This is a genomic window from Paraconexibacter algicola (assembly GCF_003044185.1).
In the GTDB taxonomy this organism is placed as follows: Bacteria; Actinomycetota; Thermoleophilia; order Solirubrobacterales; family Solirubrobacteraceae; genus Paraconexibacter; species Paraconexibacter algicola.
In genome coordinates this window covers 232,063-245,690 of sequence record NZ_PYYB01000004.1, presented here as the reverse complement: position 1 = coordinate 245,690, position 13,628 = coordinate 232,063, and the positions used below count along the sequence as shown (strand labels likewise).

The window sequence follows — 13,628 nt, the reverse complement described above, 5'->3', positions numbered from 1 at the left end:
GAGCCCCGAGGGGCGGCCCGCTGCGCCTAGACTCGGTGCGGTGAGCGCCGCGCCCGTCCCGTCCATGCCCGATGCGACCCGTCCCGGTGCGGGATGCCGCACGCCCGGGAGCGACCGGTGAGCGTCGCCTCGACCACCGCGCTCGTCGCGCTGCTCAACCGTCTCGGCGGACGCACCGACGCGGTCGCCGCCAGCCGGGACCTGATCGGGCTCGCGCCCGTGCACCTGCCGCTCGTGCTCGTCGAGGACCTCGGCCCGGAGGGCGTGCGCGTGTCCGCCCTCAACGTCGAGGAGCTCATGGCGCGACGCCTGGACGAGGAGCAGGAGGCGATGGCGCTGCTCGGCGAGGTCGTCCGGCTCGGCGGGGTGCGCGAGCCCGACCCGGCCGGCGGTCCGCCCGCGTTCTGGAGCGCGCGCGACCCGCGCGACGTCGCCCGCCAGGCGCTGCAGTGGGCGCTCGACCACCCCGAGCTCGAGCTCTCCGGGGCCGCGTTCGCCGTCGCGCGCGGCGTCCTGGACGCCTGATCCCACGGCGCCGCGGCGCCGCTCAGGCGCTGCCGCGGGCCGGGGTGACGAGCGCGCCGCCCGTCTCCGCCGGGATCGCCACCGCGACCGTCGTGCCCGCACCTGGCGCGCTGTCGATCCGCAGCTGACCGCCCAGCACGGCGACCCGCTCGCGCATCGTCTCCAGCCCGAAGTGCCCGTCGAAGCGGGCGGCTGGGTCGAACCCGCGCCCGTCGTCCTGCACCGTCACCGTGACCCACGGCGGCTCGCCCGCCGTCGCGATGTCGACCGTGATCCGCTCCGCGTGCGCATGACGGGCCGCGTTGCCCACCGCCTCCTGGATGACGCGGAAGAGGTGCTCCTCCACCGCCTCCCCCACCGGGATCCGCTCGGCGGGCGCCTCGACGACCACCGCCACGCGATGGCGGGAGCCCACCGCGGCGGCGTGCTTGCGCACCGCGCTGACGAACCCCTCCTCCACCAGGGCGCGCGGGCGCAGCTCGAAGATCAACGCCCGGATCTCGGCCAGGGCGCCGCGCGCGAGATCCGCGACGTCGGTCACCGTCCGGCGCGCAGGGGACTGCGGGTCGAGCCCGGCGCGCTCCAGTTGCAGCTGCGCGGCACGGGACTGCAGCGTCATCGAGAACAGCGCCTGCGAGACCGAGTCGTGCAGGTCGCGGGAGATCCGCAGCCGCTCCTCGCTGGCGGCGTCCTTCTGGTCGCTGATGTCGTGGAACGAGAGGACGATCCCGCCCACGTCCGGGTTCGCGGTCAGGTCGACGACCCGCAGGTGGATCCAGACGTGCCGGCCGTCGGCGTGCCGCGCGCGCAGCTCCGCGCTCACCGGCGTGCCCGGCATCGCCCGGACGCGCCGGGCGAGCTGCAGCACCGTCGCACGGTCGTCGGGATGCACGAGCCCCAGCCAGTCGTCCCCCATGCCCGTCGTGTCCGCGTGGCCGAGCACCCGGCCGAGCGCCGGGCTGACGAACTGCACCTCGCGGTCCGGGCCCACCAGCACGATCACCTCGGCCGCGTCGCGCAGCAGCGCACCGAACCGGCGCTCACGCGACTGCAGGACCGCGGACGCCCCCTCCGCGGCGCGCAGGCCGTCGGCCAGACCGGTCGCCAGCGCCCCGACGAGCAGGACCGCGGCCGCGGCGGGCGCGGCCACGGACCACGGCGCGGACGCCGCCGCCAGGACCGTCGTGGTCGTCGCCGTGATCAGCGCCACGTAGAGGCTCGCCAGCGGCGGGCGGCCGTGGAACGCGGGTACCGCGACCGCGAGCGTCATCCACGTCCATGCCGCCTGCGCGTCCTCGTCGCCCGCCAGCACGACGAGCGTCGAGCACGCCAGCAGCAGCACGACGCGCAGCGGCCAGTCGACGATCCACGCCCCCGCCAGCGACGGCGCCGTGACGGCGACCAGCGCCGCCACCAGCACCCAGCCCCAGCCCGGCACGGCGCTACCGACGACCAGCAGCGCCGCGTGCAGCGCGGTCAGGCTGAAGCCGAGCGCCTCGACGCGGTCGATCGCCGCCCGCCGGCCCGCGGTGGTCCCGGACCGCGCGACACCGGGAGCTTCAGGTGTCGCGCCGGCCAAGCGCCTAGACCTCGACCAACCCGGCCCGCACCGCGAACAGCGCCGCCTGCGTGCGCGAGTGCAGGTCGAGCTTCGCGAGGATGTTGCTCACGTGCGTGCGCGCCGTCCGCTCGCTGATGTCCAGGTCCGCAGCGATCTGCTTGTTCGCGAAGCCCCGCGCGACGAGCGCGAGGACCTCGCGCTCTCGGTCGGTGAGCTGGTCCAGCGGCTTCGGCGCCTCCGGCTCGCGGAGCTTGCCCATCAGGACCTTCGCCATCGCCGGATCGATGTGGATCTCGCCGCGCCGCGCCGCCCGGATCGCCTCCGCGACCTCGTCGGCCTCCGCGTCCTTCAGCAGGTACCCGGTGGCGCCCGCGTCGAGCGCCTCCACGACCTTCGACTCGTCGACGAACGACGTCATCGCGATCACGTCGATGTCCCGGTGACGCTCCTTGATCGCCCGCGTCGCGGTGATCCCGTCCCCCGGGCTCATCAGCAGGTCCATCAGAACCACGTGCGGCGCGTTGCCGGCCGCGGCGAGCGCGTCGACCAGCGACACCGCCTCGTCCCCGTCCGACGCCTCGCCGACGACGTCGAATCCCCCGACCGCGCCGAGGAAGCTGCGCAGCCCCTCACGCACCACTTTGTGGTCGTCCGTCACCACGACGCTGATCGCGCCGTCGAGCGCCCTACCGCCCGTTGCGTCCTTCATGGTTGCCCCTTCGTGTGAGTCGCCCCCAACCCCCGGGGACCGGGACAAACGTACTGGTTCACGGCCGAAATCGCGACGAAATGCCCTGCACAGGGCGCTTCGCCGCGGCCATCGGCTACAGGCCCGGGGGGTGTCGGACGACGTAGCCGCCCGTGGGACGCATCTCCGGCTGCCAGCGCGACCCGGTCTGCCAGCGCCCGGTCGTGTCGTAGCGGCGGCCGCGGATCACCATGAACGTGTGTCCCGGGTTCGCGTAGATCGTGATGTAGCGCCCCGGCCCGGGCGAGCCGTAGGACATCAGCGCGCTCGAGTCCAGCGGCGCCCGCAGGCGGCCCGCGCCGCGCAGCACGTAGGAGACCGAGCCCGAGCAGTCGTAGGCGCTGTCGGTGAAGCTGCGGTGCCCGCCGCCGTAGCGGTACGGGTAGCGGGCGATGCGGTTCGCGGCCGCGATCGCGCGCAGGACGGCGACCGGCACCCCGGGACGGCCCGCCGCGCGGCCGCGGCGGCTGCGCTTGAGGACCGGACGCCCCCGGACGCCGAGCGCGTGCCAGGTGCCCGGACCGACGACCCCGTCCGCGGTCAGCCCGCGCCGGCGCTGGAACCGCTTGACCGCCCGCTCGGTCCCGGGCCCGAAGACCCCGTCGGCGGTGATGCCCAGGCGCCGCTGCAGGATCCGCGTGGCCCGGCTGCGGCTGCGCGACACGCCCTGTCCGGCGCCGGCGCTCGCGCGGGCCCGGGCGCGGCTGCGGGAGCGACGGGCGTCACGGGCGCGGCGCAGCATCCGCCACGTGCCCGCGCCGACGATCCCGTCGGCGGTGATGCGGTGACGGCGCTGGAAGCGCTTGACCGCCCGCAGGGTGCCGGGTCCGAAGACGCCGTCGGCAGGCAGCCCGAGCATCTGCTGCAGCTTCTCCACCCGATCCCCGCGGTCCCCCTTCTCCAGGGGCTTGGCCTGCACGGCCGGCGACCCCACCGCGGACGCGGCGAGGACGGCGAGCAGCAGGGCGAGGGCGTGTCCGCGACGGGCGGACCGATGGCTGGCGGCGGCGGGGATCATGCGGCGGTCGGCGCCGCGGCAAGCCCGGCGCCGCGGCGAACCTAGCAGCGGCGAATCGCCCGTTTTGCAGGATCTCTTGCACCGGCAGGGACCGCACACGGCCCTGCGACGCGCCGGTCAGCCGCGCCGCGGGTCGGGCGTGAGGAAGGCGAACGGCACCGGCAGGCCGGCCTCCCGGCGCACCGTCAGGATGCGCCGCCCGGGCTGCACGGCGTCCTTCGGCGTGCCGACCAGCCGCGGGCCGAGCTGTCCCGCGAGGGCGTCCACGTCGGGCACCACGGCGACCAGGCCCCAGAACCGCGCGGGCCCCTCGGGCGGCACGTCGCCGACGACCTCGAGGATGACCTCCCCGAGCCGGTAGAAGCCCTGCTGCAGCGGCCGGTCCGGCGTGCCGGCGTCGCGCGTGCGGCGCAGCTCGAGCCCCGCGTCGCCGAGCGCGCCGGTGGTGCGCTGCAGCGAGGGGGTCATGACGACGACGTGGTCCAGGCGGGTCGCGCCGTTGGGGTGCAGCGTGGCGCGCAGCGGGCCGGGATCGTCGATCCAGGTCGTGCGGAGCCCGTCGAGCTGCGCCGGGCCCTCCCCGACGAGCGTCCAGCCGATGATGCCCGCGGCCGCGGGCTCGAGGTCCAGCGAGGTCGTCCCGATGTCGAGTCCCGGCACGAGCGGCTCGGGGCGGACGGAGAACCCGAGCGCGGTCCAGGGGGCGGTGGTGCCGGCGACGCGCAGCGCGCGCAGGCCGATCACGCGACCACCGCGCCGTCGGCCGTCCCGGCACGGGCGGCGAGCGCGGCGTAGCGGCCGCCCGTGGCGAGCAGCTCCTCGTGGGTCCCGAGCTCGGCCAGGCGTCCCCGGTCGAGCACGGCGATCTGGTCGGCGTCGCGCACGGTCGAGAGCCTATGCGCGATCGCGATGGTCGTGCGACCCTCGGCCAGCCGGTCGAGCGCCTCCTGCACGAGCCGCTCGGTCTGGCTGTCCAGCGCGCTGGTGGCCTCGTCGAGCACGAGCACGGGCGGGTTGCGCAGGATCGTGCGGGCGATCGCGATGCGCTGCTTCTCGCCCCCGGAGAACCGGTAGCCGCGCTCGCCCACGACGGTGTCGAAGCCGTCGGGCAGCGAGTCGATCAGCTCGAGGATCCGCGCGGCGGCCGCGGCCTCGCGCAGGTCCTCGTCGGTGGCGTCCGGGTTCGCGAAGCGGAGGTTGTCGGCGATCGACGCGTGGAACAGGTACGTCTCCTGCGAGACGATCCCGACCGTGCGGGCCAGCGACGCGAAGCTCAGGTCGCGCACGTCGACGCCGTCGATCGTCACGCGCCCGGCCTCGGCGTCGTAGAGCCGCGCCACCAGGTAGCCGAGCGTCGTCTTGCCGGAGCCGGTCTCCCCCACGATCGCGAGCGTCGTGCCTGCCGGCACGTCGATGCTGACGCCGTCGATCGTGGGTGCGGCGTCCTCGTCGTAGGCGAACCGCACGTCTTCGAACGTGACGTGGCCGGTGACGCGCCGCCCGTCGGCCCCGAGGTCGACCGGCTCGTCGGCCTCCTCGATGTCGACCCGCAGGTCGAGGTACTCGAAGATGCGGTGGAAGAGGGCCAGGGAGCTCTGGACGTCCACGGCGACGGACAGCAGCGACTGGATCGGAAAGAACAGCCGCGTCTGCAACTGCGTGAACGCGACGAGCGTGCCGATCGAGATCGTCGCCGAGCCGGACGCCAGCGACTGCCCGGCGAACCAGTAGACGAGCGCCGGCATGATCGCGAAGCTCATCTGCACGCTGGCCATGCGCCAGCGGCCAGCCATCCGGGCGCGGACCTCGAGGTCGGCGAGCTCGGCGGACTCGCGCTCGAAGCGCTGCGCCAGCTCGGGGCCGCGGCCCATCGTCTTGCCGAGCAGGATGCCGCTGACGCTCAGCGACTCCTCCACGAGCGAGCTCATGTCCGCCATCCGGCCCTGGCGCACCGCGGTGATCCGCTTGCGCTCCTGGCCGACGCGGCGGGTCAGCCAGACGAAGAACGGCAGGAGCACGAAGCTGAACGCGGCCAGGCGCCAGTCGAGCAGGATCATCGCGACGGTGACCGCGAGCACCGTGGTCACGTTCGACACCAGCGAGGTCGCCGTGTTCGTTACGACGTTCTGCACGCCGCCGATGTCGTTGGCGATGCGCGACTGCACCTCGCCGGTGCGGGTCCGGGTGAAGAACGCCAGCGACAGCCGCTGCAGGTGCCGGTAGACCGCGGCGCGGAGGTCGTGCATGACCCGCTGGCCGACGACGTTGGACAGCCAGGTCTGCGCGACGCCCAGCGCCCCGGTGACGATCGCGATGACGACCATGCCGACCACGAGCCAGGTGAGCAGCGTCGTGTCCGCCTCGGGGATCGCCTGGTCGAGGATCTCGCGCAGCAGGAACGGCGAGACCATCCCCAGGCCCGCGGAGACGGTGATCAGCCCGAGGACCGTGGCCAGCCGCGCGCGGTACGGGCGGAACAGCGCGGCGATCCGGCGCAGCTCCCCGCGATCCGGCCGCACGGGCGCCCCGTATCGATCGACGGCGGGGGGACCTTTGGGCTCGGGGAAGGGTCGGGGCATCGTGGCCCCGCATCATGGCAGAAACAGTTGAGGACTTCAACCGTTGACTGCGCACCTACTTCCGCTTCGGCCGGTTCTTCTTCCGTGCCGCGCGCTGCGTCTTCTGCTTGCCCTTGCGCTTGCGGTGCTCCGCGCGCCGGTGCTCGGCATCCCCCTGCGCCGCCCGGCTCGGCCGCAGCTCCTCCTCGGTGACCGGACGACGACGCCGCGCGTCGACCACGATCGCCACCGCGATCCCCGCCAGGAGCGCGAAGCCGCCCAGGAAGATCAGCGCCTGCTGCCACGTCTCGAGCCCGTCGTCGTCCTCCGGGACCGGGGCGGGCACGGGCGTCACCTCCTCGGGCGCCACCAGCGGCGCCGGCGGCGTGAACGGGTTGGACTGCCCGGACGCGGCCGGGACGGCCACCGCCAGCGTCAGCAGCGCGGCGAGCAGGGCGAGGACGGAGCGCGGGAGCGTCATGGGCGCGCAAGTGTAGATTGCGGTCCATGGCCAAGCAGCGACAGGTCCGCATGGAGCAGAAGAGCCCCATCGCCCAGATGCAGGCGCTCGAGTCCAAGACGGACGACGAGCTGCTGCGCGAGCAGAAGTACCGCTCCGCCGCGCTCGCGATCCTCGGCGCCCGCGCCGCCGAGCGCTACGACCCGGTCGCCGCCCGCGAGTACTTCCGCAAGGCCGTCGCCGCCGCGCGCCCCCAGGAGCGCATGCAGCTGCGCCGGATGGCCGACGCGTCGATCGCGATGGCCGAGCGCCGCCCCGACGACCTCAAGGCCGCGATGGAGAAGCTCGGCCAGCAGGCGCCGTCCAGCCGCCAGCTCTTCCTGCTGCGCATCGCCGGCCTGCTCGCCCCGCCCCCCGGCGCCCCGCGCAGCGCCCGGATCCGCGGGATCTTCCTGCTGATCCTGCTCGTCGTCGTGCTGCTGACGATCGGCTTCCTGCTCGCCAAGCTCGTCGGCCTCGCGTTCGGCGGCATCTCGACCGCCGGGGCGTTCTTCCTCGGCCTCGTGATCATCGCCCTGATCCTCGGCGGGCTGACGTTCTTCGGCCGCAAGCGGCAGAAGAAGGCGCTGGCGGCCCGGGCCGCCGGCAACGGGTAGCGCCCCGCCGACCGTGTGCGGGCGCTACACGCTCGCCGCGACCAACCCGGCGCTCCTGTGGGAGCGCTTCGCGGTCGCGAGCGACATCGAGATCCGTCGGCGCTTCAACGTGGCGCCGACCGACGACGTCGTCGCCGTGACCACCGACCGCGAGGGCACCCCGCGCAGCTCCGTGCTGCGCTGGGGGCTCGTCCCGTTCTGGGCCAAGGACCCGAAGATCGGCGCCCGGATGATCAACGCGCGGGCCGAGAGCGTCGCCGACAAGCCCGCCTTCCGCGACGGCTTCGCGCAGCGACGCTGCCTGATCCTCGCCGACGGGTTCTACGAGTGGCGGCCACCCGACCCCTCCGACGCCGGGTCCCGCAAGCAGCCGTTCCACATCACCCGCGCCGACGGCGAGCCGTTCGCGTTCGCCGGCCTGTGGGCGACCTGGCGTCCCGCGGGCGCCGATCCCGAGCTCGAGCCGCTGCGCAGCTGCACGATCATCACCACCACCGCCAATCCGCGGATCGCCGACATCCACGACCGCATGCCCGTGATCCTGCCCTCCCGGGAGGCCGAGCGCACCTGGCTGGACCACGGCACCCCGGCGCCGGTGCTGCACGAGCTGCTCGCCCCGCTCCCGGCGCCGCAGACGGCGGCGCGCCCGGTCGGCTTCGCCGTCAACGACGCCCGGCACGACGCACCGGACTGCCTGGACCCGCCGCCGCAGCAGCCCGCCGACAGCCTCTTCTGAGGCCCGTCGCGCAGCGCCGCCCGCGGAGGGCGGCTAGGAGACCTTCAGGGTCGCCTTCGAGATCACGACCGGCGCCAGCGGCACGTCGCCCGGACCGACCGGGACGCTCTCGATCCGCGTCACGACGCCCAGGCCCTTGGTGACCTTGCCGAGCACCGCGTAGTCCGGCGGCAGCCCGGCGTCGTCACCGCTGACCACGAAGAACTGGCTGCCCGACGTGCCCGGGTCCTCGATCTGCGTCTTGGCCATCGCCACCACGCCCTTCGTGTACCGCGCCGAGGACTTCGGCGCCTCCACGACGCTGTAGCCCGGGCCGCCCTGGCCGTCGCCGAGCGGATCGCCGCCCTGGATGACGAAGCCCGGCACGATCCGGTGGAAGGTCAGGCCGTCGTAGAAGCCGTCCTTCACCAGCGCGGCGATCGAGGCGCTCGTCTTCGGCGCGCCGCGCACGTCGAGCCGCACGTCGAACGCGCCGCAGTTCGTCGTGAACGTCACCGTGTACGTCTTCCCGGCGTCGAGCCGGTCCTTCGGCGCGTCGAGCGACTGCTCGCCCTTGGGCTGCGGCGCGTCGACGTCGGTGCAGCCCTCGGGCAGCGCCGAGGCGGCCTCCGCCTCCGGCGTCGCGGTGGCGTCCGCGGTCGCCGTCGTCTGCGCCGCCGTGCTGGTCGTGCCCGCGTCGCCCTCCTCGACGGTGCCGTCGTCCCCGCAGGCCGCGAGGGCCAGGGTCGGCACGATGAGCAGGGCGATCAGGAGTCGGCGCACGGCCGCCGAGGATACCGTCCCCGACCGTGAGCCTCTCCCCCTCCTGCGCGGCTACGACCACGTGCTGCTCGATCTCGACGGCTGCGTGCGGATCGGCCGCGAGCCGACCCCGCGCGCCCCCGAGGCGATCGACGCCCTCCGCGCCGCCGGCAAGCGGATCGCGTTCGTCACCAACGCGACCGAGCACACGCCGGAGGACCTCGTGCGCTCGCTGTGGCGCTCCGGGATCCGCGCGTCGGTCGAGGAGATCGTCACCGTCGGGACCGCCGTGCAGTTCCTCGTCGCCGACCGGCCGCAATGGCGGACCGCCTACGTCATCGGCCCGCCCGCCATCTGGCGCCACGTCCAGGACGCGGGCGCGCGGATCGTCAACGGCACCGAGGAGGCGGCGGTCGCCGACGTCGTCGTCGCCACCGGCACGAAGGACCTCGCCTTCGAGGAGCTCAAGGGCGCCACGCAGGCGCTGCTCGAGGGCGCCGACCTGCTCAGCGGCGGCCGCGACCGCACCTTCCCCACCCCCGACGGCCCGTGGCCCGGCACCGGGGCGGTCGCCGCGTTCCTCGAGTACGCGGCCGAGGTCACGGCCGAGATGGTCGGCAAGCCCGACCCCGGCATCTTCCGCACCGCCCTGGACCGGCTCGGCCCCGGGCGCGCGCTGATGGTCGGGGACCGCCTCGACAGCGACCTCGACGGCGCGCGCGCGGCCGGGATCGACGGGGCGATCGTGCTCTCCGGCGTCACGACCGCCGCGCAGGCGGCCGCCGCCGACCCGCCGCCCGTCGCGGTCGCCGCGACGCTCGCGGACCTCGTGCTCGGCGGCTGATCCGCCAAGATGCCGTCCGTGGACCGCCGCGTCGCGCTCATCGTCAACCCGTCCTCCGGAGGCGGCCGCGCACTCAAGGCGCTGCCCCGTGTTGAGGCGCGGCTGCGCGAACTCGGCGTGCCCTTCCGCAGCGAGCCGACGCGCAGCCTCGAGCACGGCGCCGAGCTCGCCCGTGCGGCCGCGCAGGCCGGCGAGGTCGCGGTCGCGCTCAGCGGCGACGGGCTCGTCGGCGCGCTCGCCGGGGCGCTGCGCGGCGTCGACGGCGCGGTGCTCGGCGTCGTCCCCGGCGGCCGCGGCAACGACTTCTGCCGCTCCAGCGGCATCCCGCAGGACCCGGTCGCCGCCTGCGACGTCCTCGCCCACGGCGTCGAGCGCGACCTCGACGTCGGCGACGTCGACGGCCGCACGTTCATCGGCATCGCCTCGCTGGGGTTCGACTCCGACGCCAACCGCATCGCCAACGAGGCCCCGGCACGGCTCGGCAACCTCGTCTACGTGTACGGCGCCCTGCGCGCCCTCGCCGCCTGGAAGCCCGCCCGCTTCACGATCGAGGTCGACGGTGCCACCCGCACGTTCAGCGGCTGGAGCGTCGCCGCCGCGAACGCCAGCGCCTACGGTGGCGGGATGTTCCTCGCGCCCGGGGCGAGCCTGCGCGACGGCCTGCTCGACGTCGTCACCACCGCGGACATCCCCAAGCGCCGCTTCGCCGCCTCGCTGCCGAAGGTCTTCAAGGGCACCCACGTCGACGAGCCGAGCGTCGACGTCGTCCGCGGCCGCGAGATCCGGATCAGCGCCGACCGGCCCTTCACCGTCTACGCCGACGGCGACCCGATCGGCGAGCTGCCCGTGGTCGTGCGCGCCGTCCCCGCCGCGCTGAAGGTCCTCCTGCCCGAGAGTCCGCGCTGATGGCCGGCCGCGCACTCGACGCGAAGATCGCGGTGGCCCGCGCCGCCGGGGCCGTGTCGCGCCGCGCCGGCCGGGGCGGCGGCACGAGCCTGCCGGGCAAGGTCCTGATGCGGCTGCAGCCCGACGCGATCGGCCGTCTCGCCGCCCGCCTGCCGCACGGCAGCGCCGTCATCTCCGCCACCAACGGCAAGACCACCACGGCCGCGATGGTCGCGTCGATCCTCGAGCACGGCGGCGCCCGGCTCGTCCACAACCGCGCCGGGGCGAACATGGCCGGGGGCATCGCGGCGACCCTCATGGGCGCGGCCACCCGCGGCGGCCTCGACGGCGACACCGGCCTGTTCGAGGTCGACGAGTTCTGGCTCGACCGGGTCGTCCCGCAGCTGCGCCCGCGCGCGCTGCTGCTCGCCAACCTGTTCCGCGACCAGCTCGACCGCTACGGCGAGCTCGACACCATCGCCGACCGCTGGGCGACGCTCGTCACCACCGTCCCCGACACGACGCTCGTCCTCAACGCCGACGACCCGCTCGTCGCCGACCTCGGGCGGCCCCGCGCCGACGGCGTCACGTACTTCGGCGTGCAGGACACCGCGGTGGCCCGCGACACGCTGCAGCACGCCTCGGACTCCACCCACTGCCGCACCTGCGGCGCCGCGTACGTCTACGACGTCGTCTTCCTCGGACACCTCGGCCACTACCGCTGCGAGCGCTGCGGGGCCGCCCGGCCGGCGCCCACCGTCACCGCGCACGACGTCGTGCTGCGCGGCGTGCGCGGCGCGAGCTTCCGGCTCGTCACCCCCGAGGGCGAGGCGTCCGTCGCGCTGCCGCTCCCCGGCCTCTACAACGTCTACAACGCGCTCGCCGCCGCCGCGCTCGCCGGCGCGCTGGGCGCGCCGCTCGCCGACGTCGTCGCCGGGCTGGAGGCCGTCGGCGCCGCGTTCGGCCGCGCCGAGACCGTCACGATCGCGGGCCGCGAGACCACGCTCATGCTCGTGAAGAACCCCGCGGGCGCCAACGAGGTCCTCCACACGCTCGCGCTCGAGGACGGCGAGCACGACCTCTTCGCCGTGCTCAACGACAACACCGCCGACGGCCGCGACGTCAGCTGGATCTGGGACGCCGACTTCGAGGTCCTCGCCCCGCGCGTGCGGCGCGCCACCTGCTCGGGCACTCGCGCACCCGAGATGGCGCTGCGGCTGAAGTACGCCGGGGTCCCGACGGATCGCATCACGGTCGTCGACGGGCTCGCCGCCGGCCTCGACGCGGCCCTGGACGGCGGCGAGGGCCGCCTCTTCGCCCTCCCCACCTACACGGCGATGCTCGCGCTGCGCGAGGAGCTCGTGCGCCGCGGCGTCGCCGGGAGCAGCTTCGGATGACCGCCGCCACCCCGCTCACCGGCGACGCGCTCGTCGTGCTCTGGCACGACCTGGAGTGCGGCGGCTACGACATCGACCTGCCGCTGTGGCGCGAGCTGGCGAGCGCCGCCCGCGGCCCGGTGCTGGACGTCGGGGCGGGCACCGGCCGCGTGAGCGTCGACCTCGCCCGCCACGGCGTCGACGTCACCGCCCTGGACCTCGACCCGGTGCTCCTCGCCGCCCTGCGCGAGCGCCGCGGCGGCATCCCGACGGTCGCGGCGGACGCGAGCGCCTACGCGCTGCCCGACCGCCCGCCGTTCCACCTCGTGCTGGTGCCGATGCAGACGCTGCAGCTGCTGCCCGGCCGGGCCGCGCGCGCCGGGTTCCTCGCCAGCACGCGCGCCGTGCTCGCCCCTGGCGGCACGGTCGCGATCGCGCTCGCCGACGCCATGGACGCCTACGACGAGGAGCACACCGAGCCGCCGCTGCCGGACATGCGCGAGCTCGGCGGCGTCGTCTACGCCAGCCGGCCGGTCCGCGTGCGCGACCTCGGCGACCGCCTCGCGATCGACCGCATCCGCGAGACCGTCGACGGGGCCGGCCGCCGCGCCGTCGTCGCGAACACCGTCGTGCTGCACCGCGTCACGCCCGACGAGCTGGCCGCCGAGGCCCGCGAGCACGGCTACGAGCCGCTGCCGCACCGCGCGATCCCCCAGACCGACGAGTACGTCGGCTCCACCGTGGTGGTGCTCCGTGGCTGACCGGACCCTGCGCGTCTGCGCGCTCTTCCCCGACCTCATGAACATCTACGCCGACCGCGGCAACCTGCTGCTGCTGCAGCAGCGCTGCGCCTGGCGGGGGATCGGCTTCACGCTCACCGGCGCCGGGCACGGCGACGAGATCGACCCCGACGGCCACGACCTCCTCTACCTGGGCGGCGGGCAGGACCGCGACCAGCAGCTCGTCGCCGAGGACCTCGCCACGCACAAGCGCGACGCGGTCCACGCCCACGCCGCGCGCGGCGGCGCGATCCTTGCGGTCTGCGGCGGCTACCAGCTGCTCGGGCGCTCCTACGAGCTCGGCGAGGAGGAGATCCCCGGCGTCGGGCTCGTCGACCTGCACACCGTCCGCCACGACGGCGAGCGGCTCATCGGGAACGTCGCGATCGAGGTCGACCTGCCCCCCGCCGGCGGGATCGGCGGCCGCCGCGTGCTCGCCGGGTTCGAGAACCACGGGGGCCGCACGCACCTCGGGCCGGCGGCCACCCCGCTCGGCCGCGTCCTCAAGGGTCACGGCAACACCGGCACGAGCGGGCACGAGGGGATCCTCCACGGGCACGCGGTCGTCGGCACCTACCTGCACGGTCCGCTCCTGCCCAAGAACGTGTGGTTCGCCGACTGGCTCGTCGCCCGCGCCCTGGGCATCGAGGAGCCGCTGGCGGCCCTCGACGACACGCTCGAGGACGCCGCGCACGCCTCCGCGCGCCGCGCCGCGGGCGTCTAAGCGACGTCTCGCGCAGG

At 75.0% G+C, this 13,628-nt stretch carries 15 protein-coding genes; 8 read left to right on the top strand and 7 right to left on the bottom strand.

Annotation, left to right across the window (positions count from 1 at the left end):
- The first annotated feature begins 117 nt into the window (after positions 1–117).
- Positions 118–525, top strand: a complete 408-nt coding sequence (locus C7Y72_RS20580) for a hypothetical protein (protein WP_107571069.1) — start codon at positions 118–120, stop codon at positions 523–525.
- Positions 526–547: 22 nt separating this feature from the next.
- On the opposite strand, the gene C7Y72_RS20575 is transcribed toward C7Y72_RS20580, so the two are convergent.
- From C7Y72_RS20575 to C7Y72_RS20550, 6 genes are all read right to left on the bottom strand, one after another.
- On the bottom strand, positions 548–2,104 hold the full coding sequence (locus C7Y72_RS20575; protein ID WP_199224022.1) for a PAS domain-containing sensor histidine kinase: 1,557 nt from the start codon (positions 2,102–2,104) through the stop codon (positions 548–550).
- A gap of 4 nt (positions 2,105–2,108) precedes the next feature.
- Entirely contained in the window at positions 2,109–2,795 is a 687-nt protein-coding gene (locus tag C7Y72_RS20570) for a response regulator (RefSeq protein WP_107571067.1), read from the bottom strand.
- A 115-nt stretch (positions 2,796–2,910) separates the two neighbouring features.
- Positions 2,911–3,852 carry a peptidoglycan-binding domain-containing protein gene (locus C7Y72_RS24205; RefSeq protein ID WP_107571066.1) on the bottom strand — a complete coding sequence of 314 codons (942 nt, stop codon included), beginning with the start codon at positions 3,850–3,852 and terminating at the stop codon, positions 2,911–2,913.
- A 117-nt stretch (positions 3,853–3,969) separates the two neighbouring features.
- On the bottom strand, positions 3,970–4,596 hold the full coding sequence (locus C7Y72_RS20560) for a VOC family protein (RefSeq protein WP_107571065.1): 627 nt from the start codon (positions 4,594–4,596) through the stop codon (positions 3,970–3,972).
- The gene (locus C7Y72_RS20555; protein ID WP_107571064.1) at positions 4,593–6,431 is read right to left on the bottom strand and encodes an ABC transporter ATP-binding protein; all 1,839 of its coding nucleotides are present in this window, start codon (positions 6,429–6,431) and stop codon (positions 4,593–4,595) included. The genes C7Y72_RS20560 and C7Y72_RS20555 overlap by 4 nt, the downstream gene beginning before the upstream one ends.
- 55 nt (positions 6,432–6,486) lie before the next feature.
- Positions 6,487–6,891, bottom strand: coding sequence for a hypothetical protein (locus C7Y72_RS20550; protein WP_107571063.1), 405 nt, complete (start codon positions 6,889–6,891; stop codon positions 6,487–6,489).
- Positions 6,892–6,917: 26 nt separating this feature from the next.
- Between C7Y72_RS20550 and C7Y72_RS20545 the strand changes: the two genes are divergently transcribed.
- Both C7Y72_RS20545 and C7Y72_RS20540 read left to right on the top strand, forming a co-directional pair.
- On the top strand, positions 6,918–7,526 hold the full coding sequence (locus tag C7Y72_RS20545) for a hypothetical protein (protein WP_107571062.1): 609 nt from the start codon (positions 6,918–6,920) through the stop codon (positions 7,524–7,526).
- 13 nt (positions 7,527–7,539) lie between these two features.
- Positions 7,540–8,262 carry an SOS response-associated peptidase gene (locus tag C7Y72_RS20540; RefSeq protein WP_107571061.1) on the top strand — a complete coding sequence of 241 codons (723 nt, stop codon included), beginning with the start codon at positions 7,540–7,542 and terminating at the stop codon, positions 8,260–8,262.
- A 33-nt stretch (positions 8,263–8,295) separates the two neighbouring features.
- Here C7Y72_RS20540 and C7Y72_RS20535 read toward each other — a convergent pair whose 3' ends face one another.
- On the bottom strand, positions 8,296–9,024 hold the full coding sequence (locus C7Y72_RS20535) for a peptidylprolyl isomerase (protein WP_146175480.1): 729 nt from the start codon (positions 9,022–9,024) through the stop codon (positions 8,296–8,298).
- On the opposite strand from C7Y72_RS20535, the gene C7Y72_RS20530 reads away from it, so the two are divergent.
- Genes C7Y72_RS20530 through C7Y72_RS20510 form a run of 5 tightly spaced genes read left to right on the top strand, consistent with a single transcriptional unit; the run spans position 8,996 to position 13,611 of the window.
- A complete protein-coding gene (locus tag C7Y72_RS20530) occupies positions 8,996–9,847 on the top strand; it encodes an HAD-IIA family hydrolase (RefSeq protein ID WP_107571059.1) in 852 nt (283 codons plus the stop codon). The genes C7Y72_RS20535 and C7Y72_RS20530 overlap by 29 nt on opposite strands.
- 9 nt (positions 9,848–9,856) lie before the next feature.
- Positions 9,857–10,753 carry a diacylglycerol/lipid kinase family protein gene (locus C7Y72_RS20525; protein ID WP_349016823.1) on the top strand — a complete coding sequence of 299 codons (897 nt, stop codon included), beginning with the start codon at positions 9,857–9,859 and terminating at the stop codon, positions 10,751–10,753.
- A complete protein-coding gene (locus tag C7Y72_RS20520) occupies positions 10,753–12,129 on the top strand; it encodes a Mur ligase family protein (protein WP_107571058.1) in 1,377 nt (458 codons plus the stop codon). Before C7Y72_RS20525 ends, C7Y72_RS20520 begins: the two co-directional genes overlap by 1 nt.
- Positions 12,126–12,869 carry a class I SAM-dependent methyltransferase gene (locus tag C7Y72_RS20515; RefSeq protein ID WP_107571057.1) on the top strand — a complete coding sequence of 248 codons (744 nt, stop codon included), beginning with the start codon at positions 12,126–12,128 and terminating at the stop codon, positions 12,867–12,869. Before C7Y72_RS20520 ends, C7Y72_RS20515 begins: the two co-directional genes overlap by 4 nt.
- Complete coding sequence (locus C7Y72_RS20510) at positions 12,862–13,611, top strand: type 1 glutamine amidotransferase (RefSeq protein WP_107571056.1); 750 nt, start codon at positions 12,862–12,864, stop codon at positions 13,609–13,611. Before C7Y72_RS20515 ends, C7Y72_RS20510 begins: the two co-directional genes overlap by 8 nt.
- Positions 13,612–13,628: the final 17 nt, after the last annotated feature.